General features: G+C 71.7%; 17 protein-coding genes. 7 read left to right on the top strand and 10 right to left on the bottom strand.

Annotation, left to right across the window (positions count from 1 at the left end):
• Nucleotides 1-185: 185 nt before the first annotated feature.
• The 5 genes from ACWGJY_RS09880 to ACWGJY_RS09900 form a co-directional block, all read right to left on the bottom strand.
• Nucleotides 186-1,439 (bottom strand): styrene monooxygenase/indole monooxygenase family protein, encoded by a 1,254-nt coding sequence (locus ACWGJY_RS09880; protein ID WP_453260262.1) that lies wholly within the window; start codon nt 1,437-1,439, stop codon nt 186-188.
• A 96-nt stretch (nt 1,440-1,535) separates the two neighbouring features.
• Nucleotides 1,536-2,153, bottom strand: a complete 618-nt coding sequence (locus ACWGJY_RS09885; protein ID WP_453260375.1) for a GTP-binding protein — start codon at nt 2,151-2,153, stop codon at nt 1,536-1,538.
• 37 nt (nt 2,154-2,190) lie between these two features.
• On the bottom strand, nt 2,191-2,592 hold the full coding sequence (locus ACWGJY_RS09890; RefSeq protein WP_453260263.1) for a DUF742 domain-containing protein: 402 nt from the start codon (nt 2,590-2,592) through the stop codon (nt 2,191-2,193).
• A 73-nt stretch (nt 2,593-2,665) separates the two neighbouring features.
• Entirely contained in the window at nt 2,666-3,160 is a 495-nt protein-coding gene (locus ACWGJY_RS09895; RefSeq protein ID WP_453260264.1) for a roadblock/LC7 domain-containing protein, read from the bottom strand.
• Complete coding sequence (locus tag ACWGJY_RS09900) at nt 3,157-6,258, bottom strand: nitrate- and nitrite sensing domain-containing protein (protein WP_453260265.1); 3,102 nt, start codon at nt 6,256-6,258, stop codon at nt 3,157-3,159. Before ACWGJY_RS09900 ends, ACWGJY_RS09895 begins: the two co-directional genes overlap by 4 nt.
• A 575-nt stretch (nt 6,259-6,833) precedes the next feature.
• On the opposite strand from ACWGJY_RS09900, the gene ACWGJY_RS09905 reads away from it, so the two are divergent.
• Nucleotides 6,834-7,679: a hypothetical protein gene (locus ACWGJY_RS09905; RefSeq protein WP_453260266.1), complete on the top strand. Its 846-nt coding sequence runs from the start codon at nt 6,834-6,836 to the stop codon at nt 7,677-7,679.
• A 182-nt stretch (nt 7,680-7,861) separates the two neighbouring features.
• Here the strand turns inward: ACWGJY_RS09905 and ACWGJY_RS09910 are convergent, their stop codons facing one another.
• Nucleotides 7,862-8,353 carry a MarR family winged helix-turn-helix transcriptional regulator gene (locus tag ACWGJY_RS09910; protein ID WP_453260267.1) on the bottom strand — a complete coding sequence of 164 codons (492 nt, stop codon included), beginning with the start codon at nt 8,351-8,353 and terminating at the stop codon, nt 7,862-7,864.
• Between the two features lie 288 nt (nt 8,354-8,641).
• Here ACWGJY_RS09910 and ACWGJY_RS09915 point away from each other — a divergent pair, with 288 nt between their 5' ends.
• Nucleotides 8,642-9,502 carry a lysozyme gene (locus tag ACWGJY_RS09915; protein ID WP_453260268.1) on the top strand — a complete coding sequence of 287 codons (861 nt, stop codon included), beginning with the start codon at nt 8,642-8,644 and terminating at the stop codon, nt 9,500-9,502.
• Nucleotides 9,503-9,577: 75 nt separating this feature from the next.
• On the opposite strand, the gene lon is transcribed toward ACWGJY_RS09915, so the two are convergent.
• Entirely contained in the window at nt 9,578-12,025 is a 2,448-nt protein-coding gene (gene lon, locus ACWGJY_RS09920; protein WP_453260269.1) for an endopeptidase La, read from the bottom strand.
• A 104-nt stretch (nt 12,026-12,129) separates the two neighbouring features.
• The gene (locus tag ACWGJY_RS09925) at nt 12,130-12,963 is read right to left on the bottom strand and encodes a pentapeptide repeat-containing protein (protein ID WP_453260270.1); all 834 of its coding nucleotides are present in this window, start codon (nt 12,961-12,963) and stop codon (nt 12,130-12,132) included.
• A gap of 257 nt (nt 12,964-13,220) precedes the next feature.
• Here ACWGJY_RS09925 and ACWGJY_RS09930 point away from each other — a divergent pair, with 257 nt between their 5' ends.
• On the top strand, nt 13,221-13,799 hold the full coding sequence (locus tag ACWGJY_RS09930) for a hypothetical protein (RefSeq protein ID WP_453260271.1): 579 nt from the start codon (nt 13,221-13,223) through the stop codon (nt 13,797-13,799).
• Here the strand turns inward: ACWGJY_RS09930 and ACWGJY_RS09935 are convergent.
• Nucleotides 13,793-14,665 carry a rhomboid-like protein gene (locus ACWGJY_RS09935; RefSeq protein WP_453260272.1) on the bottom strand — a complete coding sequence of 291 codons (873 nt, stop codon included), beginning with the start codon at nt 14,663-14,665 and terminating at the stop codon, nt 13,793-13,795. The two genes, ACWGJY_RS09930 and ACWGJY_RS09935, sit on opposite strands and share 7 nt — an antisense overlap.
• A gap of 243 nt (nt 14,666-14,908) precedes the next feature.
• Here ACWGJY_RS09935 and ACWGJY_RS09940 point away from each other — a divergent pair, with 243 nt between their 5' ends.
• The 4 genes from ACWGJY_RS09940 to ACWGJY_RS09955 all read left to right on the top strand — a co-directional run bounded on the left by ACWGJY_RS09940 (nt 14,909) and on the right by ACWGJY_RS09955 (nt 21,658).
• On the top strand, nt 14,909-15,673 hold the full coding sequence (locus tag ACWGJY_RS09940) for a spermidine synthase (protein ID WP_453260273.1): 765 nt from the start codon (nt 14,909-14,911) through the stop codon (nt 15,671-15,673).
• 73 nt (nt 15,674-15,746) lie between these two features.
• On the top strand, nt 15,747-16,487 hold the full coding sequence (locus ACWGJY_RS09945; RefSeq protein ID WP_453260274.1) for a response regulator transcription factor: 741 nt from the start codon (nt 15,747-15,749) through the stop codon (nt 16,485-16,487).
• Nucleotides 16,484-17,611, top strand: coding sequence for a HAMP domain-containing sensor histidine kinase (locus ACWGJY_RS09950; protein ID WP_453260275.1), 1,128 nt, complete (start codon nt 16,484-16,486; stop codon nt 17,609-17,611). Before ACWGJY_RS09945 ends, ACWGJY_RS09950 begins: the two co-directional genes overlap by 4 nt.
• Before the next feature lie 237 nt (nt 17,612-17,848).
• Nucleotides 17,849-21,658 carry a multifunctional oxoglutarate decarboxylase/oxoglutarate dehydrogenase thiamine pyrophosphate-binding subunit/dihydrolipoyllysine-residue succinyltransferase subunit gene (locus ACWGJY_RS09955; RefSeq protein WP_453260276.1) on the top strand — a complete coding sequence of 1,270 codons (3,810 nt, stop codon included), beginning with the start codon at nt 17,849-17,851 and terminating at the stop codon, nt 21,656-21,658.
• A 101-nt stretch (nt 21,659-21,759) separates the two neighbouring features.
• Here ACWGJY_RS09955 and fxsT read toward each other — a convergent pair whose 3' ends face one another.
• Nucleotides 21,760-24,762 (bottom strand): FxSxx-COOH system tetratricopeptide repeat protein, encoded by a 3,003-nt coding sequence (gene fxsT, locus ACWGJY_RS09960; RefSeq protein ID WP_453260277.1) that lies wholly within the window; start codon nt 24,760-24,762, stop codon nt 21,760-21,762.
• Between the last annotated feature and the right edge of the window lie 54 nt (nt 24,763-24,816).

The raw sequence follows: 24,816 nt of genomic DNA on the forward strand, positions 1-24,816 counted from the left end.
GTGCGGGACGTAAAGCGCAGCAGTCCCGCACCCCACCACCTCCGGCCCACCACCGCCACCACGACGAAACACGCGCCGCGGCGGCAGTCCGCACAAACCACCCCTCCCCACCGAAGGCGGGGAGGGGTGTCCACGGCGGTGTCACCCGCCCACGTGGGAGGACAAGCCCCCGCCGCAGGCGGTTTTCAGCCCGTCAGCGACGCCAGATACGCATTCGCCTTGTCCGGGTCGAAGAAGAAGTTCTCGAAGTCGGACGGGTCGTTGAAGCCGTTGGCGAAGCGGTCGGCGATGGGCTGGAGCTGGCCGGCCGCGCCGATGATGTTGAGGACGTGCTCGGGCGGCGGGGCCAGCATCGCGTTCGTCCACTTGGTGACGTGCTGGGCGGTGTTCCAGTAGCGGTCGAAGGCGGTCTGCATCCAGTCCGCGTCGAAGGCCTGGTCACCGCGCTCGACGATGGAGGTCAGGTAGGAAGCGGCGCACTTGGCGGCCGAGTTGGAGCCCTGGCCGGTGATCGGGTCGTTGGCGACCACGACATCCGCGACACCGAGCACCAGACCGCCCGAGGGCAGCCGGCCGACGGGGGTGCGCACGGTGGGGGCGTAGCGTCCGGCCAGCGTGCCGTTGGCGTCGGTCAGTTCGACCTGGGCGGCGCGGGCGTACTCCCAGGGCAGGAATTTCTCCATCAGCTCCAGCGTGAGGGCGAGGTGCTCCTTCGGGTCCTTGACGCCCTGGAAGGCGTCCAGCGGACCGCCGGGTATGCCCTCCCAGAAGAGGATGTCGGCGCGGCCGGAGGTGGTGTAGGTCGGCATGACGAACAGCTCGCCGACGCCGGGCACCAGGTTGCAGCGCACCGCCTCGAAGTGGGGGTGCTCGGGGCGCGGGCCCATGCCGTGGACGTACGCGACGGCGAGCGCGCGCTGCGGAGCGTCGTACGGGGAGCGGGCGGCGTCCCGGCCGAACATGGACACCAGCTCGCCCTTGCCGGCCGAGACCATCGTCAGGTCGTAGCGGCTCGCGAAGAAGTCCAGGTCCGAGACGGCCGCGCCGTGGATGACGAGCTGGCCGCCGCGCTGGGCGAAGGTCTCCATCCAGCCGGCCATCTTCACCCGCTGGTCGACGGACTGGGCGTAGCCGTCGAGCTTGCCGACCCAGTCGATGGCGCGCTGCGACCCCTCGGGGGCCTCATGGCTGCCGGGGGCGGCGACCGAGACGCCGAGGCCCTCGATGCGCGGGGCCTGGCTCTCCCAGAAGTTGATCTGGAGGTCCCGCTCGTGCTGGAGCGCGGTGTCGAACATGCACTGCGTCGACATGACCCGGCCGGAGCGGATCTCGTCGGGGGTGCGGTTGGACATCAGGGTGACCTCATAGCCCTGGGACTGGAGTCCTAGGGCGAGCTGGAGACCGGACTGGCCGGCTCCCACGATGAGTATTTTCCGCATGGCGGCGCTCTTCTCTGCTACTGCTGGTGTTCGGGGGTGACGTGGGGGGTGAGGGGTGGCCCGTACGGGGCCGGGGGGGCACCGTACGGGGGCCGGTTACTCCGGTGTGGTCTCCAGGGCGTGGCCGACCAGCGCGAGCAGCGACTCGATCACCGGGGTCCGCTTCCGCGCGTCCATGATCACTACGGGCACGTGCGGCGGCACGGTCAGCGCATCGCGTACGTGCTCGGCGGCGTAGGCCTCGGTCCCCTCGAAGTGGTTGACCGCGACGACATACGGCAGGCCGCAGCTCTCGAAGTAGTCCAGCGCCGGGAAGCAGTCCTCCAGACGGCGGGTGTCTGCCAACACGATCGCCCCGATCGCACCACGCACCAGGTCGTCCCACATGAACCAGAAGCGCTGCTGTCCGGGCGTGCCGAACAGATACAGCACCAGCTCCTGGTCGAGGGTGATCCGCCCGAAGTCCATCGCCACCGTGGTCGTGGTCTTGTCCGGGGTGGAGGTCAGATCATCCGTCTCGGCGCTGGCCTGGGTCATCACCGCCTCGGTCTGGAGCGGGGTGATCTCCGAGACCGATCCGACGAAGGTGGTCTTGCCGACGCCGAAACCGCCCGCCACCACGATCTTGGTGGCGATCGGCGCCCGCGAACGGTCCGTCTGCCAGCTCTGCAGCCCCGCCTCGGCGGACGTGGCCGCCGGGTCGGCCCGGCCCACGGAACCGGCGGTCGCGGTCGGCCCGGCCGATATCGTGTCAGAGCCTGTGAAGTCCACTCAGCACCCTTTCGAGCAGCGCGCGGTCGGGCCGGCCGGAGCCGTGCCCGGTGCCGTAGACGCGAATCTTTCCCTGGTCGGCGAGGTCACTGAGCAGTACGCGGACCACACCCAGCGGCATCTTGAGAAGCGCGGAGATCTCCGCGACCGAGCGCATCCGGCGGCACAGCTCGACGATCGCGCGCATCTCCGGCATCACCCGGTCGCCCCAGCCGCCGGAGGTCAGCTCGCGCCGCTCCTCGGGCGCCTCCAGCGCGGCCACGAACGTCTCGACGAGCAGTACATGGCCGAATCGCGTCCGGCCGCCGGTGAGCGAGTACGGCCGCACGCGCGAGGGTTTCCTGTCCCCGCCGCGCACGGGGAGTTTGCGGGGGGTACTCATGCCGAAACCTCGCTTCGCCCGGCCTCGCATTCGCTCGGCCCGCACCTCTCCATGGCTCGCTCATTACGTTCGCTCACTGGGCGCTCTCCATCGACTTGCGCAATTCGCTGCGGAGTTCGGGGGTGAGGACATGGCCGGCCCGGCCGACGAACAGCGCCATGTGATAAGCGATGACGCTCATGTCGCAGTCCGGGGTGGCATGCACGCCGAGCAGCGAACCGTCGCTGATCGACATGACGAACAGGCTGCCCTCGTCCATCGTGACCATCGTCTGCTTGACCGCCCCGCCGTCCATCAGCTTCGCGGCACCGTTGGTGAGGCTGCCGAGCCCGGACACGATGGTGGCGAGGTCCGCGCTGGATCCCCTCGGGCCGTCAGTCCCGCCGGGCCGTGCCGCCTCCTCCGCCCGGTCCGGGTCGGAGGACAGCAGCAGCAGACCGTCGGAGGAGACCACCGCGACCGAGTGGATTCCTGGCACCTCGTCGACCAGGTTGGTCAGCAGCCAATGCAGATTTCTTGCCTGACTGGTCAGTCCTTGACCGTAAGCAGTGGGCGCTTGCGCCTTCAATCGCGTGCCTCCTCGACAACGTGGCTCTCTCCCGGGGCCCCCGCTCCGTCGGTGTCCGTCTGTGGGATGGTCAGCTCCGCTGTACGTTCCGCGATCTCGGCTTCGACCTCGCGTCGGCCGTCTCGCGCCCCCGCCTGAAATCCGCCGAGCCTGCGCCGCAGCGCCTCGGCGTTGGCCGCACCGCTCTTGCGCGGGGCGGTCGGCGCCTGCTGCTGCGCCACGACCTTGGGGGTGCGCTTGGGCAGCCCCATCGAGGTCTTCCGCCGCTCCCCCGCGGGCGGGGTGGCGGCAGTCTCCGGGCCGGCCGGTGTCCCGGCCGGGGACGCGCCGGCGGGTTCCGCGGCGGCGTCCGTGGGTGTGGTGTCCGTTTCGGGACGTGTGTGCTGGTCCGGGCCGATGGCGTACGGGTCGGACGAAGGCGCGGCGGCTGCGGCGGGCCCGTTGCCCCGGGCGGCGTGGCGGCCGCTCTCCGCGGCCGGGCGGATCTCGTCCTCGGGCCGGAGGTGCTCGCCGGTGCCGCTGGTGGTGGCGGCATAGGGGCCGGGCGACTGCGGGCCGTACGGGCTCGGTTCGGACGCGGCGTACGTGGTGGGGCCGGCCGGCTGCGCGTCGGCCGGTTCCGGTTCGGCCGCGACGCCGAGTCCGGCCGCGTCGATCGCGCGCTCGGCGGCGACGACGAACGGGTCGGCGACCGGCGCCGGGGAGCCGTCGTGGCCGGGGCCCGCGGCGCCGGGGCCGGCGGGCTGCCCGGCGGGCGCGGGGGTGTCGGGGGTGTCCGGGGACAGTGCCCGGCCGGTCTGCTGGGCCGGCGGCGCGGCGGCGCCCACCGCTGCCGGATCCCTCCGGGCCCCCCGGGCCGGCAGCGCGTTGGAGTTCGCCTCGGCGACCGAGCCGGGCAGCCCCGGGCTGTGCGTCACGTCCTGGTGCGCACCCGCCGGGGAGCCCGACGGCACAGGGCGGGTGGGCAGGATCGAGCCGGGCAGGACGATGACGGCGGTGACGCCGCCCTGCTTGGCGTCCCGCAGCTGGACCCGGACACCGTGCCGGGCGGCCAGCCGCACCACCACGTACAGCCCCAGGCCCAGCGCCTCGTCGACGGTCTCGGAGGACGAGGCGGCCTCGACGTCCATCAGCCGCTCGTTGAGCTCGGCCATCCGCTCCGAGGTCATCCCTATGCCCTCGTCCTGGACCGAGAGCATGACCTCACCGCTCTCCAGCAGCCAGCCGGACAGCTCGACATGGGCGTCCGGCGGCGAGAACGCGGTGGCGTTCTCCAGGAGTTCGGCGACCAGGTGGCTGATGTCGTCCGCGGCGAACCCGGCGACCTGGGAGTGCGGCGGCAGCGACTGGATGCGCACCCGCTCGTAGCGCTCGATCTCACTGATCGCGGCGCGCAGCACGTCCAGCAGCGGTACCGGCCCCGGGTGGTTGGTGGTGCCGTACTGTTCCGCGCCCGCCAGGACGAGGAGGTTCTCGCTGTTGCGGCGCATCCGCGCGGCGAAGTGGTCCAGCTTGAAGAGGGTTTCCAGCCGCTCCGGGTCCTGCTCGCTCTCCTCCAGGGACTCGATGACGCCGAGCTGGCGCTCCACGAGGCCGAGGGTGCGCATCGAGAGGTTGACGAACCGGCCGTGCACACCCGCGTGCAGGGCCGCCAGCCGCTCGGTGAGATCGGCGATCTCCTCCCTGAGCGCCTCGCCCTGTTCCTGGAGCACCTCGCGCTCGGCGACCAGCCGCTGCCGGCCACCGACCAGCCGCTTGCGCTCGCCCTCCATCTCGGCGGTGCGCCGGGCCAGCTCGCCGACCTGGGCGTGCAGCGCGTTGACGGACCGCGCGGTGGCGGCGAACTCGTCGTTGCGGCCCTTGTAGGTGAGGGGCTCCTCGTGCGCCGGGTCGGCGGCCAGCCGCTTGGCGCCGATCCGCAGCGCGGCGAGCGGCTGGGTCATGGAGCGGGCCGCCCAGACGCCGGCACCGACGGCCAGCAGCAGGCACAGCCCCTCCAGGCCGATGCGGATCTCCAGCTCCGTGACGTCGTCGTCGCGCAGCGCGCCGAGGCGCTGGATGTCGGCGGTGGCCATGGCGGACTCGACGCCGCGCATCAGTCCGATGCGGCTGGTGAGGGTGGTCTGGACGCGCTGACGGCTGAGGCGCAGATCGGCGGCGTCCAGCCGGGGCTGGTCGGTCAGCCGGGCCAGATAGTGCTCGGCGGCGTTGACGTCCGCGCCGTTGACGGTGCTGACGTAACGGTCCCGGGCGTCCTGGCTCGCCATCTGCTGGAAGTCGCCCAGTGCGCCCTGTTCGCGGACGTGGGAGACCTGGGCGAGGGTCGTCAGCCGGGGCTGGCTGCCGCCCGCCTTGAGTCCGGCGAGCAGCAGGGCGCGGGTGCCCGCGGCCTGTTCGGTGGCCCGGCCGAGGGCGGGCAGCGCGCGGGTGTCGGCGTCGCCGGAGTCCGCGCGGGCGGGCAGTCCGCGGGCGATGTCGTCGCTGATCGCCCCGAGTGCCTGGATGATCTGGGTGTAGGCGTTGTAGACCTGCTCGGCCGATCCGGTCCCGGACAGCGCCTTGTGACGGGTTTGCGGGAGCATGTCCAGGAGCTTGGTGGCGGCCTTGTACACGGCGGTGTCGCCCGAGGCGTCCTGGCCCTCGGAGCGCAGCTCGCCGACCTGCCGGTCCACGCGGGCGCGCTGGGCGGTGGAAACCGTGGTGTCGTCGGCTCCCGCGGCGTTGAGGCCGGCGTCGCCCGCGGCCGCTGCGTTGAGGCCGGCGTCGCCCGCGGCCGCTGCGTTGAGGCCGGCGTTGCCCGCCCCCGCGGCCGTACGGCTGCCGTGCCCCGTGGCCGTACGGCTGCCGTGCCCCGAGGCGGCGTATGCGGTCATACCGTCGCGTTCGTCGGCGAGGGAGTGCGCCAGCGCGATGGCGCGGGCGTTCAGCTCGGCGAGATCGACCAGTTGCTGTCCGCTGGTGGCGTTGTCGGCCGTGGTCATCAGCCCGGGGGCGCCGGCCCCGAGGACGGCGGCGGCCACGACGGCCACCGCCCCGACGAGCCGGTTGCGCACCCGCGCGGGAGGCCCTCCCTGGCGGCCCTCGCCGTCTTCCGTCATGCCCGGACCCTTACCAGGACCCGAGCCCGTGCTCGGTCCCGAGACCGAACCGGCCGGTGTTCCCGGCTTCCTTGCGCCGCCTCGAAGCCGCATCTTCCGCACCGCTGCTCGCATTCCTGTCTCGCCTGTCCACGCCAAATGGCGTCGCGGACCCGGCTCGCTCTCCGCTCACGGGGCGGACCTGCGCGAAGACCGCAGCAGCACACACTTCCGCGAGGGGAAACAGCCCGGCTGTGCGCGTCGCGACGAACGTCCTGGCCTCACCCCATGATCCGGGCAACGACCATTCCACCGGCGCCGCGCAGTGGCTCGGCAACACATGCCCGGCCACCTGAACGAGTGAACATCAATCGGAGTTTGACCATCAACTTCCGTGCGCCAAGGAATTCGGCCGCACCCTCGCGCACCCCCCGAACGGGTTTGGAGATGCGAACCGCTCCTGGAAGGATGCGCGCCCGCACACCGCCGGCCCCGCGGTCCTTACCTCCGGTACGCCACCACCCGGGCCGGCCTCCGGCGCCGCCGGACCTCCCGCCACCGGGTGCGGGAGCGGCGCCTCCGGCAGACTTGCGGCCATGCGCATCGAACTCGCCACCGAGCCGGGCGATCCCCAACGCCCAAACGAGGACTACGCATCGGTAGCCCTGCCGGCCTCCGGCCAGGGCGGCGCCCTCGTCCTGCTGGACGGTGTGACGCCCGCCGAGGGGGACTGCGGCTGCCTCCACACGGTCCCGTGGTTCACCGCGCGGCTCGGGGGCGCAATGCTCGAACTGTCGGTTTCACACCGGGATATGACGCTCCCTGAGGTACTCTCCGCGGCCATCTCCCGGGCGGCCGAATTCCATCGGGCGACCTGTGACCTTTCTCACCCTCGCACACCTCAGGCAACCGTGGTTGCCGCGCGGTGGTCCGAAAACACCGTCGAACACCTCGTACTGTCCGATTCGGTACTTCTCCTGGAGCGGGCCGACGGCTCGGTGCAGCCGGTGTGCGACCCCCGGCTGGACGAGCTGCCGCCGGCGGTCCGGGACCGGCGCGCCGCCGTACGGGCGCTGCCGCACGGCTCGGCGGAACGGGCCGCCGCGGGCCGGGAGTACGCCCGCGCCGTCGAGGCGCTGCGCAACGCGGAGGGCGGTTTCTTCACCGCGGCCGCTGACCCGTCGGTCGCCGCCCGTGCGGTGTCCGGCAGCACCCCGCGCTCCGGCCTGCGCTCCCTGACCGCGCTCAGCGACGGTGCGAGCCGCTGGGTGGAGGTCTTCCACGAGGGCTCCTGGGCCGACTGCGTGGCCCTGGTGGCCGAGCGGGGCCCCCAGGCGCTGATCGACCGGGTGCGGGCGGCGGAGGCGGCGGACCCGGGGCGCACGGCGTATCCGCGGGGAAAGGCACGGGACGACGCGGCGGTGATTTTTGTGACTCCGTGACAATCACGGGCGGGCGGAGAATTTCTCCGGCCGCGGCGGAACGGCACCCCGGCAGGACGGATCCGGGGCGGGGCGGCGCCGAGGCGGGGCGGCGCCGAGGCGGGGCGGCGCCGGGCCGGCGCCGGGCCGGGGGGCGCCGAGGCTGCGCGGCGCCGGCCATCACAGCCGTACGCGGCCACCCCCTACAGCTCGTCACCCTCCTGCTCCGCGTTCAGCCGGTGCAGCAGACGGGCCAGTTCGGCGACCTCGGCACGGTCCCAGGAGGCGAGGCGGCGGGCGTACTGGGCACGGCGGCCGGTGCGGACGCGGGTGAAGCGGTCGCTGCCCTCGTCGGTGAGGCGCACCAGGACGGCGCGGCCGTCGGCCGGGTCCGGCTCGCGGGCAACGAGGCCGAGCTTCTCCAGGGCGTGCAGCTGGCGGCTCATCGTGGCCTTGCCGACGCCGAAGAAGCCGGCGAGGCCGGTGGCCCGCTGGGTGCCGGCGTCGGCAAGCCGGACGAGGAGGCCGTACGCGGCGGGCTCCAGATCGGGATGTACCTCTCGTGCCAATTCGCCGGAAGAAGCCCGTGCCCGGCGGAGAAATACCGCCAATTCGCGTTCCAGGGCGAGAAATACGTGGTCCACACCAAGTGGTTCGCCGTCCGCCGTCGTACCGTCGGCTCCGGTGTTGTGCACGTCAGCGCCCCTTCCCGCTTTCCCTCATCTGAAAGTTTCCGCCCTCGGCGGCCGAAGCCGCAGCTCGGCCAGTATTTCGCAGGAATAGACCAACGGCAGCCCACGGCCCCTCTTTTGGCCCGGCGTTCTACGCGCGTATCGTTATTTCTGGCATGGCCACACCAAGCGGCCCGGGTGTCAACGGCTCCGCCGCGCGGCATGCACCTCGCACTTCCGCGTCAACACGCCTGCGCCATGCCGTCAGCTCCTCCCCCCTCAGGTGATCCACCGAGATCTTCGGAGGCACGTATGTCCGTGCTCAGATCCGGCTCCCCCCACCGACCCGCACGCTCCCTCGCGAGCGTGACCGGGGTCCTTCTCGCCGTCTTCGCCCTCCTCCTCGGACTGCCGGGCACCGCCGGCGCCGCGGCCACCCACCACGCACCGGAGCCCGGCCACCCCGGACAGGACTGGGCCGGTTCCCAGATCGCCCGGCACGAAGGCACCGCGGCCGGCCGCACACCGCCGGCGTCCTCGCTCGCGGCGTCCGTCGAAGGTGTGGACGTCAGCAGCCACAACGGCAGCGTCGCCTGGTCCACCCTCTGGAACAGCGGCGTCCGTTTCGCCTATGTCAAGGCGACGGAGTCCACCGGCTACACCAATCCGTCCTTCGCGCAGCAGTACAACGGCTCCTACAACGCCGGCATGATCCGCGGCGCGTACCACTTCGCCACGCCCGACACCTCCAGCGGCGCCGCCCAGGCCACCTACTTCGCCGACCACGGCGGCGGCTGGTCCAGGGACGGCAGGACGCTGCCCGGCGCGCTCGACATGGAGTACAACCCCTACGGGCCCACCTGTTACGGCCTGAGCACGGCCGGGCTGGTCAACTGGATGAAGGACTGGTTCGCCACCTACAAGGCCCGGACCGGCCGGGACGCCGTCCTCTACACCTCCACCAGCTGGTGGAAGCAGTGCACCGGCAACTCCCCCGCCTTCGGCGCCGTCAACCCGCTGTGGATACCGCGCTACGGTTCCTCGGCCGGCGAACTCCCGGCCGGCTGGGGGTTCCACACCATCTGGCAGTACACCTCGACCGGCCCGACGGCCGGTGACCACAACCGCTTCAACGGGGCGATGTCCCGCCTCCAGGCGCTGGCTAACGGCTAGGCGGTGCGAAGTCCCCTCTGGCGCGCGGCGGCCGGCCCGGCCCCTCTTCAGGAGCCGGACCGGCCGCCGCCGCCCTCACGCCGCCACCGGCACCTCCGGCGCGGCTCCGGTCGACGCCGGGGTGAGCGCCAGTTCCAGCACCTGGCGGACGTCCGCGACCGGGTGGACCTCCAGGGATTCGAGGATCTCGGCCGGCACCTCGTCCAGGTCCGGTGCATTGCGCTGGGGAATGACCACGGTGGTGATCCCGGCCCGGTGTGCCGCCAGCAGCTTCTGCTTGACGCCGCCGACCGGCAGCACCCGCCCGGTCAGCGAGACCTCACCGGTCATCGCCACCTCCGGCCGGACCTGCCGGCCCGAGAGCAGCGAGGCCAGAGCCGTCGTCATCGTCACGCCCGCGCTCGGCCCGTCCTTGGGGACGGCGCCCGCCGGTACGTGCAGATGCACTCCGCGCTCCTTCAGGCCGGCGACCGGAAGTTCCAGTTCCGCGCCGTGGGAGCGCAGGAACGACAGTGCGATGTGTGCGGACTCCTTCATGACGTCGCCGAGCTGTCCGGTCAGCTGGAGCCCGGACGCCCCGGTCTCCGGATCGGCGAGTGACGCCTCCACATAGAGCACATCGCCGCCGGCGCCGGTGACCGCGAGGCCGGTGACCACACCGGGCACCGCGGTGCGCCGCCCGGCCGGGTCCTGTGCGGACTCCGGGGTGTGGTGCGGCCGCCCGATCAGCGGGCGCAGCTGGTCCACGCCGACCCTGAACGGCAGCTCCTGCTGACCCAGTTCGTGCTGGGCGGCGACCTTGCGCAGCAGCCTGGCGACCGCACGGTCCAGATTCCGTACGCCCGCCTCGCGGGTGTACTCGCCCGCCAGCTTGCGCAGCGCACCGTCCTCCAAGGTCACCTCGCCGGACTCCAGACCGGCCCGCTCCAGCTGGCGGGGCAGCAGGTGGTCCCGGGCGATGACGACCTTCTCGTCCTCGGTGTAGCCGTCCAGCCGGACCAGCTCCATCCGGTCGAGCAGCGGCTCGGGGATGGCTTCGAGGACATTGGCGGTGGCCAGGAAGACCACATCGCTGAGGTCGAGTTCGACCTCCAGGTAGTGGTCGCGGAAGGTGTGGTTCTGCGCCGGGTCCAGGACCTCCAGGAGGGCGGCGGCCGGGTCGCCGCGGAAGTCGGAGCCCACCTTGTCGATCTCGTCGAGCAGCACCACCGGGTTCATCGACCCGGCCTCCTTGACGGCCCGGACGATCCGGCCGGGCAGCGCGCCGACATACGTCCGGCGGTGGCCGCGGATCTCCGCCTCGTCCCGGACGCCGCCGAGCGCGACCCGGACGAACTTCCGCCCCATGGCCCGCGCGACGGACTCACCGAGCGAGGTCTTGCCGACACCGGGCGGCCCGACGAGCGCCAGCACGGCGCCGCCGCGGCGTCCGCCGATCAGCCCGAGGCCACGCTCGGCCCGGCGCTTGCGGACGGCCAGGTATTCGGTGATCCGCTCCTTGACGTCCTCCAGACCCCAGTGGTCGGCATCCAGGATCTCCTTGGCGCCGGCGATGTCGTAGGCGTCCTCGGTCCGTTCGTTCCACGGCAGTTCCAGGACGGTGTCCAGCCAGGTGCGGATCCAGGAGCCCTCGGGGCTCTGGTCGCTGGACCGCTCCAGCTTGTCGACCTCCTTGAGGGCGGCCTTGCGGACGTCCTCGGGCAGCTCGGCGGCCTCGACCCGGGCGCGGTAGTCCTCGCCCTCGTCCTCCGGGTCGCCGTTGAGTCCGGCGAGTTCCTTGCGGACCGCCTCCAGCTGCCGCCGCAGCAGGAACTCCCGCTGCTGTTTGTCGACACCCTCCTGGACGTCCTTGGCGATGGATTCGGCCACGTCCTGCTCGGCGAGATGCTCGCGCAGCGTCTGGGTGGCGAACTTCAGCCGGGCGACCGGATCGGTGGTCTCCAGCAGCCGGACCTTCTGTTCGATGGTCAGGAACGGTGAGTAGCCGGCGTTGTCGGCCAGCGTCGGGACGTCCTCGATCTGCTGGACGCGGTCGACGACCTGCCAGGCGCCGCGCTTGCGCAGCCAGCTGGTGGCCAGCGCCTTGTACTCCGTGACGAGTTCGGCCACCGCGTCGGGAGAGGGGCCTCCCCTGCTCGAACGGAGTGGAGAGCTTGGGGAAGGCTCGGAGACCTTCTCCTCGACGGTCGTGCCCTCCACCCAGAGAGCGGCGCCGGGCCCGGTCGTCCCGGAACCGATCCGTACCCGGCCCAGCCCCCGGATGAGCGCTCCGGGATCGCCGTCGGACAGCCGTCCGACCTGTTCGATCCGCCCGAGCGTGCCGATGCCGGTGTACGTCCCGTCGACCCGGGGCACAAGCAGCACCCGCGGCTTGTTACCCGGGGTGGCAGCGGCCTGCGCGGCCTCCACCGCGGCCCGGACGTCCGCGTCGGACAGGTCCAAGGGCACCACCATGCCGGGGAGCACGACCTCGTCATCGAGGGGCAGCACGGGCAGGGTGAGCGAGGTGGACGTCGTAGCCATGATCTCCCCTTCGGCAAACAAGTTGAGCTTTTCTCACTCAATGCAGTCGGGCCGGGAGATGTTCCCCCGCAGGCGTTCGCTGTGAGCGATCGCGCGGGGGCGGACTACCAGTGGGCGGGGCGGGACAAGGACCGGGGCAGCTTGGTGGCCGCGTCGCCCTTGGCGGCGTTGAGCTGAGCCTGGGTGAGGAAGAGGGCGCCGGTGAGGTCGGCGCCGCTGAGGTCCGCGTCCCGCAGATCGGCACCGATCAGGTCAGCCGTGCGCAGATCGGCGCCCGTGAGGTCGGCGGCGATCAGGCAGGCCCCGCGGAAGTTGGCGCCCCGCAGGCCGGCGCCCTTGAGGCGGGCTCCCATGAGGTCGGCACCCCGCCGCTCCTTCTTGCGGCCGGGGACCGCGGCCCGTACGAGTTCGCTGGTGCGCAGCAGCAGAGCGTTGACCTCGCCCCGGTGGGCCGGCACATCGAGGCCGGTGAGTTCCTGGGCGCTGCCGCGGGTGAGGCGTTCGGTCTTCTCCCGCGCGGCGCGCAGACCGGCGTGCACCGGGCGGGCCGCCGGCAGGGTCAGCGCCTCGGCCAGGTACCACAGGAGTTCGTGCAGCTGCCGCATGACAGGAAAGACGTCGAACATCTGACGGGCGGTCCCGGGGGCCTGCCGCCAGTCCCGCCCGCCGAAGGTGACCTGGGAGACCTTCTGCCCGGCGCCGAAGCAGTCGAAGACGGTACAGCCGGCGAAGCCGCGCGCCCGGAGGTCGGTGTGGATGCCGCAGCGGAAGTCCGTCCGCAGGTTCGGGCAGGGCCGGCCGGCGTCCTTGCCGATCGCGAAGTCCGCCGAGGCCGCGAACGGCAGCGCGACACAGCAGAGCCCGAAGCAACTGCCGCAGTCGGACTGCAGGCCGGGATCGACGGTGTCCGGAATCGATTGCGTGTGGTCTGGGGACACGGTGCGTGCACTCCTGCGGCCGGCGAGCACCGCACGAGGCCGCGCCCGGAACGAGCCGCCATTCTCCCAGGAGGCAAGGGCCCGCCGCGCCTGGCCGGATTCCTTCGCCGCGGGAGCCCACCGGGTTCCCGGGTGGACATCGTCCACGGCGAGGAGGCCGCAGCGCCGCGCGGCCCGGCCGGCCCGCGCGAAAACGCCTCCCGGCGTGACCCCTCAGGCCGCGTCATGACTGCTACGTTCGCCGCATGTTGCAGCGGATGTCCGGAGTTTTCCTCGGCGCACTCTTCGGGACAGTCTTCGTGGTGGCCAACGCGCACGACCCGCTCGCTCCCGCGATCGGCATCCCCCTGCGGGTGCTCGCGGTGCTCACGTTCGCCGGACTGCTGGCGCTCGCGCTGCGGGCCGGGCGCCTGGAGCAGTCCGCGGCCGGGGACGCCGAGTCCCCTCGAGCGGACTGGTTCCGGGGGAAGTTCGCGTTCGTCGTGGGGGCCGAGGTGGTGCTGCTGATCGGCGGCAATCTCGCGCTGCGGGCGGCGGGCGCCCCCGGGGAGACCGCCGTGGCCTGGATCGCACTGATCGTCGGTCTGCACTTCGTCGCGCTGACCGCGGTCTGGAAGCGGCGCAGCATCGCCGTCCCCGGCGTCGCGCTGACCGCGCTCGGCGCGACCGGACTGGGCATGGCGGCGACCTCCGCCGTGGCATGGGTGCCGTTCGTCAGCGGTGTGCTGTCCGGCCTGGCGCTGCTGGGCGGCTGCACCTACGCCATCGCCCATACGTACCGCTCGACCGTACGGACCGTGGCCCCCGCGGCCCCCGCGGCCCCGGACGCTCAGTAGGTCCGCATGCCGCCCCATGCCGGGTGGCCCAGGTCGCCCAGGAGCGGGGCGGGCCGCAGGCCGCGGGCGCGCCAGCGGCGCAGCAGCGGCCAGCTCGCCACCCCCAGGGTGAGCGAGAGCAGATGGCCCCAGTCCGTCATCGGGTCGGTGTAGGCGAGCAGATCGGTCACGGCCAGATAGCCGACACCCGCCAGCAGCGGCCAACGCAACCAGGGCGGCAGCAGGCCCGCGAGGGCGCCGATGCTGGTCATCACGCCGAAGCTGATGCCGTAGTCGAGGCGGTGCAGCGAGCTCTCCGGCAGCCGGCCGGCGGCGACCGAGAAGGCGACGGGCAGCTCGGTGGCAAGGGTGGCGAGCGCATGCCCGCCGAAGAAGACGGCGGCGGTGCGCAGCCCGCCGATCCGCCGCTCCAGGCCCGTCAGGACGAAGAGAAAGCCGATGGCGTACGCGGAGGTCATACCGCCCGCGATCCACAGGGCGCTGGCGACCAGCACCAGCAGCGGGGCCTGCGCGAGATGGACCACGTCCGTGCTGGAGCCCTGGAGCAGTTCGGAGACCAGTGTCGGGTCGGCGTACTCGGCGAAGAGCGAGGTGGCCACGAGAAGAAGGGCATAGCCGAACGTGAAGGGGGTGCCGGCGGGCGTGGGCAGCAGCCGCAGCAGCCGCCCCTGCGGAGACGTCCGGGGGGCTCTCGGCTCCGCTTCCTGCCCGAGGTCCCCGGCCTGCCGGGGGTCACGCTGCCGGGGAATTCCCGGCAGCAGGCCCGGCAGGACGGCCGGTGCCGCGTCCGGCCCGTTCCCTGAGCCCGGTATGACGGACCGCGTCCGATCGGCCCGTGCCCTCTCGGCGGTTCCCAGCCAGCTCACTTGTCCGAGGCCCCTTCCGTCCATGGCGCATCCGGTCAGCCACGCCCGTGTCCCTCGGCCGTGATTCCTCTGCCCTGCCCTACGTTCCGGACCAGCCTGCACGCTCAACCCATGAAGAAGCTGTGGGAGTGACATCCCTCACACCTGGCAACCGGCACGGCAGGCACCGCGTTGGCGCCACCGGCGGGGGATGGCCGCCCAAAGCGTTGGACCGGCGTGGCCCGTATTGGCCACCATGACGGCATGGCTCCCGTTACCCCGACCCAGGCGACGACCGGCCTTCCCGAGGCCCCGCGCACGCTCGACCGCCGCGAGGGCCCGTACGGCGAGGTGGTGCTGCGACAGCGGGGCGGACCCCCCGCAGGACCCGGAGTTGACGGTTGCGGGGCCCCGGCCGCACCCGTGATCTACGAGATCATCGCCAACGGCTGCTTCCTGATGGACACCTCCGACGGCCGCTCCGAACGGCTGCTGGTCGACGCCGCCCTGGCCGCGCTGCCGGCCGGACGCGCCCGGCCTTCCGTGCTGATCGGCGGCCTCGGCGTCGGGTTTTCCCTGGTCCACGCGGCCGCGCAGCCGCGCTGGGGCCGGATCGTCGTCGCCGAGCGCGAGGAAGCGGTCATCGACTGGCACCGTTCGGGCCCGCTGTCGGAGGTCTCGGCGGCCGCACTGGCCGATCCTCGCAGCGAGATCCTGCACACCGACCTGGTCGCACATCTGCGGACGGAAGCGGGCCAGGACACCTACGACGCCCTGTGTTTGGACATCGACAACGGCCCCGACTGGACCGTCACCGAGGACAACAACAGCCTCTACTCCCCCGCCGGGCTCGCCGCCTGCCGGAACCGTCTGACGCCCGGCGGAGTACTCGCCGTCTGGTCCGCGCAGCCCTCTCCGGCCTTCGAGGAAGCGCTACGAAATGCCGGTTTCAACGGGGTACATACGGAAGAGGTGCCCGTTGTCCGAGGCGTCCCTGACGTAGTTCACCTTGCGCGGAAGGGCGCGTAGCCGACAGTCACACCATGCCCGTACGCTGCTGCCCAGCAATACGGACCACGCAGGGGCAATGCAGGGGCGGGCGATGGACCAGACTCAGACAACGCAGGGCGGCGCCGCCGCTGCCACGCCGGGCGCCCAGCGCCGGGTGCTGGTCGTCGAGGACGACCCGACGATCGTCGAGGCCATCGCGGCCCGGCTGCGCGCCGAGGGCTTCCAGGTGCAGACGGCCACCGACGGCCCGGCCGCGGTGGAGACCGCCGAGGCCTGGCAGCCGGACCTGCTGGTCCTCGATGTGATGCTGCCGGGCTTCGACGGCCTGGAGGTGTGCCGCCGGGTCCAGGCCCAGCGCCCGGTGCCGGTGATGATGCTCACGGCCCGGGACGACGAGACCGACATGCTGGTCGGCCTCGGCGTCGGCGCCGACGACTACATGACCAAGCCGTTCTCGATGCGCGAGCTGGCCGCCCGGGTGCACGTCCTGCTGCGCCGGGTCGAGCGCGCCGCGCTGGCCGCGCACACCCCGCGCACCGGCATCCTGCGGCTGGGCGAGCTGGAGATCGACCACGCCCAGCGCCGGGTACGGGTGCGCGGCGCGGACGTCCATCTGACGCCCACCGAGTTCGATCTGCTGGTCTGCCTGGCGAACACCCCGCGCGCGGTGCTCTCCCGCGAGCAGCTGCTCGCCGAGGTGTGGGACTGGGCGGACGCCTCCGGCACCCGTACGGTCGACAGCCATATCAAGGCCCTGCGCCGCAAGATCGGCGCCGAGCGCATCCGTACGGTCCACGGCGTCGGCTACGCCCTGGAGACCCCGCCGGCATGACGCGGCGGTGGTGGCGCACGCCCGTGAGCGCGCTGTGGCAGCGGGTCTGGGAGGGCCTGCGCCCGCTGGACCCGTACCGCTCGGTGAAGGCCGCGCTCGGGGCGCTGGTCTGCGTCTCGGTGATCATCACCACACTGCTGGTGTTCGTCGCGATGCACTCGGCGACCGAGCTGCGGGTGATCACGATCTTCTCGGTCATCGCCTCGCTGCTGATCACCCAGTTCGTGGCCAACAGCCTGACCGCTCCGCTCGACGAGATGACGGATGTCACCCGGTCGATGGCGCACGGTAACTACAGCCGCCGGGTCCGCTCCGAGCGCCGCGACGAGTTCGGCGACCTGGCGGACGCCTTCAACCGGATGGCGGCCGACCTGGAGGCGGTGGACACCCACCGCAAGGAGCTGGTCGCCAATGTCTCGCACGAGCTGCGCACCCCGATCGCCGCGCTCCGCGCCGTCCTGGAGAACGTCGTCGACGGGGTCAGCAAGCCGGACCCGGAGACGATGCGGACGGCGCTGCAGCAGACCGAGCGGCTGGGCCGCCTCGTCGAACACCTCCTGGACCTGTCCCGGCTGGACAACGGGGTGGTACCGCTGCACGCACGGCGCTTCGAGGTCTGGCCGTACCTGTCCGGGGTGCTCAAGGAGGCCCATATGAGCCGGGGCGCCGCCACGCTCGCCGGGGTGGCCGGCTCCGGCACCCACACCCGTTCGGACGTCCACCTCCACCTCGACGTCTCGCCGCCGGAGCTGACCGCGCACGCGGACGCCGAGCGGCTGCACCAGGTCGTGGCCAATCTCATCGACAACGCGATCAAGCACAGTCCGCGGCACGGCCGGGTGACGGTGCATGCGCGGCGCGGCGAGGGTCCCGAGAGCCTGGAGCTGGACGTGCAGGACGAGGGGCCCGGCATTCCCGAGTCGGAGCGCTACCGGGTCTTCGAGCGGTTCAACCGCGGCGGCCCGGCCCCGTCGGGCCCCGGCTCCGACGGGGGAACGGGCCTGGGCCTGGCCATCGCGCGCTGGGCGGTGGACCTGCACGGCGGACGCATCGGCGTGGCCGAATCTCCACGCGGTTGCCGGATCCGGGTCACCCTTCCGGGGCTGGAGTCAGCTCGAAGCTGACGGCCGCTGACGTAGGGTCGGTGGTGGAAGCACTCCTGCGCGGGTCCCACGGCGATGACGCCTACCCGCACACAGGCAAACTTCGTGTGTTTCCCGCCAAGTCCTGCCTCGAAACCCCTCCGGGAATGTGACGTACGCGACGAGTGCCCCTCCCAGCCTGCATCCAGGGTCACAACAGGCGTAGCCTTTATTCCCGCTGTCCACCACCTTAGGAAGCGGAAGAGGGCGGTTGCCGCCGTGTCGCTACAGTCCCCCAACAGCTCGAGCATCTCGACCGACCAAGAGGGGCAGGGAAAGAACCCTGCCGCTGCGTTCGGTCCCAATGAGTGGCTCGTCGACGAGATCTACCAGCAGTACCTCCAGGACCCGAACTCGGTAGACCGAGCCTGGTGGGACTTCTTCGCCGACTACAAGCCGGGCGGCGCCACCGCGCCGGGCCAGCAGGCGGAGGGTTCTCCCGGTGCGAGCACCGGCTCCACGGGAGCGGCTGACGCCGCGCTGCCCTCCGCTCCGGCCGCCCCGGCGCAGTCGCCCCCGGCGGCGCCCGCCGCGGCCGAGCCGGCCACCCCGGCGAAGCCGGCCGCGAGCGCGCCGGCCCCGGTCAAGGCCGCGCCGGCGAAGGCCGCGCCGGCCAAGCCGGCCGCCAAGGCCGTGCAGAAGGCCGACGGCGAGGTCACGGCCGGTCCCGAGTTCGTCACCCTGCGCGGCCCGTCGGCCGCCGTTGCGAAGAACATGAACGCCTCCCTGGAGCTGCCGACGGCCACGTCCGTCCGCGCGGTCCCGGTGAAGCTGCTCTTCGACAACCGCATCGTGATCAACAACCACCTCAAGCGCGCCCGTGGCGGGAAGGTCTCCTTCACCCACCTCATCGGGTACGCGATGGTGCAGGCCCTCAAGGCCATGCCGTCGATGAACCACTCCTTCGCGGAGAAGGACGGCAAGCCGACGCTGGTCAAGCCCGAGCACATCAACCTCGGTCTGGCCATCGACCTGGTGAAGCCGAACGGCGACCGCCAGCTCGTCGTCGCCGCCATCAAGAAGGCCGAGACGCTGACCTTCTTCGAGTTCTGGCAGGCCTACGAGGACATCGTCCGCCGGGCCCGCGACAACAAGCTGACGATGGACGACTTCACCGGAGTCACCGCGTCGCTGACGAACCCCGGCGGCATCGGCACCGTGCACTCGGTGCCGCGTCTGATGCCCGGCCAGTCCATGATCATGGGCGTCGGCGCGATGGACTACCCCGCGGAGTTCCAGGGCACCTCCCAGGACGCCCTGAACAAGCTGGGTGTCTCCAAGGTCATGACGCTGACCAGCACCTATGACCACCGGGTGATCCAGGGCGCCGCCTCCGGCGAGTTCCTGCGCATCATGAGCCAGCTGCTGCTCGGCGACAACGAATTCTTCGACGACATCTTCAAGTCGCTGCGGATTCCGTACGAGCCGGTCCGCTGGCTGCGGGACATCGACGCCTCGCACGACGACGACGTCACCAAGGCCGCCCGGGTCTTCGAGCTGATCCACTCCTACCGGGTCCGCGGCCACGTCATGGCCGACACCGACCCGCTGGAGTACCACCAGCGCAAGCACCCCGACCTCGACATCACCGAGCACGGCCTCACCCTGTGGGACCTGGAGCGCGAGTTCGCGGTCGGCGGCTTCTCCGGCAAGTCCATGATGAAGCTGCGCGACATCCTGGGCGTGCTGCGCGACTCGTACTGCCGCACCACCGGCATCGAGTTCATGCACATCCAGGACCCCAAGCAGCGCCAGTGGATCCAGGACCGGGTCGAGCGCTCGCACAAGTCGCCCGAGCGCGAGGAGCAGCTGCGCATCCTGCGCCGGCTGAACTCCGCCGAGGCGTTCGAGACGTTCCTGCAGACGAAGTACGTCGGCCAGAAGCGCTTCTCGCTGGAGGGCGGCGAGTCCGTCATCCCGCTGCTGGACGCGGTCATCGACTCCGCGGCCGAGTCGCGCCTGGACGAGGTCGTCATCGGCATGGCCCACCGCGGCCGCCTCAACGTCCTCGCCAACATCGTCGGCAAGTCCTACGCACAGATCTTCCGGGAGTTCGAGGGCAACCTCGACCCGAAGTCGATGCACGGCTCCGGCGACGTGAAGTACCACCTGGGCCAGGAGGGCGTCTTCACCGGCCTGGACGGCGAGCAGATCAAGGTCTCGCTGGCCGCGAACCCCTCCCACCTGGAGGCCGTCGACCCGATCGTCGAAGGCATCTCGCGCGCCAAGCAGGACCTGATCAACAAGGGCGGCACGGACTTCACCGTCCTGCCGATCCAGTTGCACGGTGATGCGGCGTTCGCCGGCCAGGGTGTGGTCGCCGAGACGCTGAACATGTCGCAGCTGCGCGGCTACCGCACCGGCGGCACGGTGCACATCGTCATCAACAACCAGGTCGGCTTCACCGCCGCACCGGAGTCGGCCCGCTCCTCCATGTACGCCACCGACGTGGCCCGCATGATCGAGGCGCCGATCTTCCACGTCAACGGTGACGACCCCGAGGCCGTCGTCCGCGTCGCCCGTCTGGCCTTCGAGTTCCGCCAGGCGTTCAACAAGGACGTGGTCATCGACCTGATCTGCTACCGCCGTCGCGGCCACAACGAGTCGGACAACCCGGCCTTCACCCAGCCGCTGATGTACGACCTGATCGACAAGAAGCGCTCGGTGCGCAAGCTCTACACCGAGTCCCTCATCGGTCGCGGCGACATCACGCTGGAAGAGGCCGAGCAGGCGCTGCAGGACTTCCAGGGACAGCTGGAGAAGGTCTTCACCGAGGTCCGCGACGCCACGACGGCCCCGGTGGCCCCCGAGGTGCCGCAGCCCAAGGCCGAGTTCCCGGTCTACGTGGACACCGCGATCTCCCAGGAGGTCGTCAAGCGGATCGCCGAGTCGCAGGTCAACATCCCCGAGCGGGTCACCGTCCACCCGCGTCTGCTGCCCCAGCTGCAGCGCCGCGCGGCCCAGGTCGAGGACAACACCATCGACTGGGGCATGGGCGAGACCCTCGCCATCGGCTCGCTGCTGATGGAGGGCACCCCGGTCCGGCTGGCCGGCCAGGACTCCCGCCGCGGCACCTTCGGCCAGCGCCACGCGGTGCTGATCGACCGCGAGACCGGCGACGACTACACGCCGCTGCTCTACCTCTCCGAGGACCAGGCCCGCTTCAACGTCTACGACTCGCTGCTGAGCGAGTACGCGGCGATGGGCTTCGAGTACGGCTACTCCCTGGCCCGCCCGGAGGCGCTGGTCATGTGGGAGGCGCAGTTCGGTGACTTCGTCAACGGCGCCCAGACGGTCGTCGACGAGTTCATCTCCTCGGCGGAGCAGAAGTGGGGCCAGACGTCCGGCGTCACCCTGCTGCTCCCGCACGGCTACGAGGGCCAGGGCCCGGACCACTCCTCGGCCCGGATCGAGCGCTTCCTCCAGCTGTGCGCGCAGAACAACATGACGGTCGCCGCACCGACGCTGCCGTCGAACTACTTCCACCTGCTGCGCTGGCAGGTCCACAACCCGCACCACAAGCCGCTGGTCGTCTTCACTCCGAAGTCGATGCTGCGTCTGAAGGCCGCGGCGTCGAGGACGGAAGAGTTCATGACGGGCGGGTTCCGCCCCGTCATCGGTGACTCCACGGTCAAGGCCGAGGATGTCCGCAAGGTCATCTTCTGCTCCGGCAAGGTCTACTACGACCTGGAGGCCGAGCGCGAGAAGCGCGGCGCGAACGACACCGCGATCGTCCGCATCGAGCGTCTCTACCCGCTCCCCGGCAAGGAACTCCAGGCGGAGATCGCCAAGTTCCCGAACGCCGAGAAGTACCTGTGGACCCAGGAAGAACCGGCGAACCAGGGTGCCTGGCCGTTCCTCGGCCTCAACCTGATCGACCACCTCGACCTGGCCGTCGGTGCCGATGTCCCGCACGGCGAGCGCCTCCGCCGCATCTCGCGGCCGCACTCCTCGTCCCCGGCCGTCGGCTCCGCCAAGCGCCACCAGGCAGAGCAGGCGCAGCTGGTCGCGGAGGCCTTCGACGCCTGAGGCGCCGGGCCGCCGGGGTGACCGGTGGAGTACAGCGGAAGGGCCCGTCCCTGGGGCGGGCCCTTCCGCGTGCGCGGTGCGGGATCCGGTCGCGGCGGCCCTCAGACGGGCTGCGGTTCGAAGTCCCAGTACGGGCGGCGGCGGCGCCGGGCCGAGAGGGTGTGCGGATGCTCGGCGCCCAGGGTCTCGGAGAGCTGCCCGATCGCCTCCTGCTCCAGCTTCGCCGCCTCCTGGCCGCGGCGCAGCGCCCGCAGGTCCTCGGCCAGTGCGGTCTTCGCGGAGAGGGTCAGCGGGTGGGTGTCGCCCAGCGTCGCCTTGGCGCGCTCCAGTGTGGCGCGGCCCAGCTCCACCGCTCCCTCCTCGTCGTCCACCCGGTTGCGGGCGGCACCGGCGTTCAGCGCACAGCCCAGCGTCCACGGATGGCCGGGGCCCATCGCCTCGGTCATCCCGCCCAGTGCCCGGTCCGCGAGGTCCAGTGCCTCCGCCGTGTCCCCGAACTCCGCGCGGACCAGCCCGACGTTGCCCAGGGTGCCGACGGTGTACGGATGGCGCTCGCCGGCCAGGGCGCGGTAGCGCTCGGCGACCTCCTCCGCGAGGTCGCGGGCGTGCCCGAGGTCGCCGTGCTCCCGCAGGAAGGTGGCGTGGTCCGCGCGCACCATCAGCGTCTCGGGGTGGCGCGGACCCTGCACCCGGCGGGAGCGTTCGACGAGGTCGGCCAGCAGGGCGGCGGTGCGGGTGACCTCGCCGGAGCGGCGCAGGCACAGCGCGAGGTTGTGCTCGGCGCGCAGCGTCTGCGGGGTGTGCGCGCCCATCACCTGCAGATGCAGCCGGGCGTTGAGCTCCTGGCTGGAGGCGGCGTCGCGGTAGCGGCCGAGCAGGCGCAGCGTACGGGCGTGCGCGGTGCCCGCGTTGAGCGTGAGGTGGTGCCGTGCGCGCAGTTCGCGCTCCCGGAACGCCAGCACCTCGCGGTGGGTGCCCAGCGCTTCCTCATAGCGGCCGAGCAGCGCCAGGACGTTGCCGAGGTTGTGCCGCGAGGAGAGGGTGCGGGGTGCCTCCGGGCCGAGCAGCTCGGCATACGCCCGCCAGACGGCGTCGAAGAGGTCGTAGGCCTGCTCGTAGGAGCCCAGTGCCATCAGCGTGCCGGCCAGCCCGTCCTGCGCCCGCAGCAGATCGGCGTCGGAGGGGCCGCGCTCGGTGGCGAGCTGGTCGACGACGGCACTGCCGACGGCCTCGGCCTCGCGGTAGCGGCCGAGCCTGCGCAGCATGTTGGCGTGCTGGTGGGTGAGTACGAGCATGGTGCGCTGGGTGGCCGCCAGCCGGGTGCGCCAGCGGGACATGAACTGTTCGCACAGCCGCAGGCCCATCCGGTATTCGCCGCGGACCCGCAGATATTCGACGCAGTTGAGCAGCAGCTGCTGGACGGCCGGCTCGGGGCTGTCCAGGACACCGGCCGGCTCCAGATGCGGGATGAGCGCGGCGTAGCGCTCCCAGCAGCGGGTGTCGGAGGGGATTTGCGGATCGGCGGTGACCAGCACCCGGCAGGCCGTCGCCGCCATCAGATCGCGCTCGTCCTCGGTCATGTCACTGCGCAGGAACCGGTGGTAGAGCCGGTGCATCAGCGCGGTCTCGACGGCCGGGTCGGCGTCCTCGGAGACCTGGTAGTCGAGGCGTACGGCGGTGGATTCGGTCAGCCGGCGCAGTGCGGTGTTCCAGCTGATCGGCTCGGCGGCCAGATCGGCGAGGTGCTCGGGCAGATCGCCGCGGCGCGCCTGGGCCAGCATGGGGACGGGGATGGTGTCCGGGGCGAAGAACGCGAAGAGCTTGAGGAGTTCGACCGCGGCGGGGCTGCGCTCGCGCAGGGTGTTGAGAGTTATGGCCCAGCTGGTCTGGAAGGCCATGGGGTAGTCGGAGGAGATCCGGATGCCGACGAGGCTGGGCTCGCCGCGGCGGATCAGCTCGATGTACTCCTTGGGGGACATCGGGTTGGCGTCGAGCCAGGCGGCGGTCTGGGCGAGCAGCAGCGGCAGGTCCTGGACGGCGTCGGAGAGCAGATCGGCCTCCAGCGCCGTGAGCCGTGGGGCGCGCCGCCGGGCGTAGGCGACGCTCTCCACGCGGTCGAAGGGCAGTACCTCGATCTCCTGGGCGCTGCCGGAGCCCGACCAGTCGCGGGTGAGGGTGGTGATCAGGACATGGCCGCGGCCGTCGGGGACCAGGTCCTCGATCTGCTCCATGTCGTCGGCGCTGTCGAAGATCAGCAGCCAGCGGCGGTAGGGCCGGCCGACGCGGAGCGCTTCGTGGACGGCACGGATACGGTCGCCCAGCTCCCGGCCGACGGGCAGGCCGAGGCGGGTGGCGAGTTCGGCGAGCTGTTCGCGGGCGGCGCCGCGGTTGGTGGCGCTGATCCACCACACCACGTCGTAGTCGTTGCCGAAGCGATGGGCGTATTCGGCGGCGATCTGGCTCTTGCCGACGCCGGAGGTGCCGTACAGCGCGATCCGGGTCTCCAGCGGCGGGCCCGCGCCCGCCCCGGAGCCGGCCAGCTTGCCGTGCAGCTCTTCGAGCACATGGTCGCGGCCGGTGAAGCGGTTGTTGCGGCGCGGGATGTTCCACACCTCGGGAGGGTTGTTCGGGAAGCGGGGCGCGCCGGGCGCGTCCTCGTCCACCGGCCGGGCCGGCCCGGTGATGCCGAGCCGTTGCAGCACCCGGCGGTTGGCCTCGCGCGCGTCCAGGTCGCGCAGGTCGGCGGGCCGCAGCAGGGAGGCCGTGGCGGGCAGGGACTGGGTGGCCACGCTGACCGCGGCGAACCGGTCGGCGTGCGGGGAGACCACCTCGCGCAGCGCGGCCGTCCACTCGTCCTGCGTCTTGGGGCCGAGCCGGAAGTACCAGTCGTCCAGCACGATCAGCAGCCGGCCCTCGGCCTCCAGCAGCCCCGACAGCTCCGCCACGAGCGCGGTGTCCACCTGGGGGTCCCAGCGCAGCAGGGTCGTGCCGTGGCCCTGCTGCTCCAGCTGATGGGAGATCCACGCAGCCCAGGGCCGGGTGAAGCCCGCATAGCTGATGGTGATGTGTTCGGTGGGACCGGAAAAGGTGGCCTGACCGACCATGCGACCGTCTCCCTGGGATGCGATGGTGCGCGCGTGCAGAGACTGTCTCATCAG

The organism is Streptomyces sp. NPDC054765 (genome assembly GCF_053612065.1).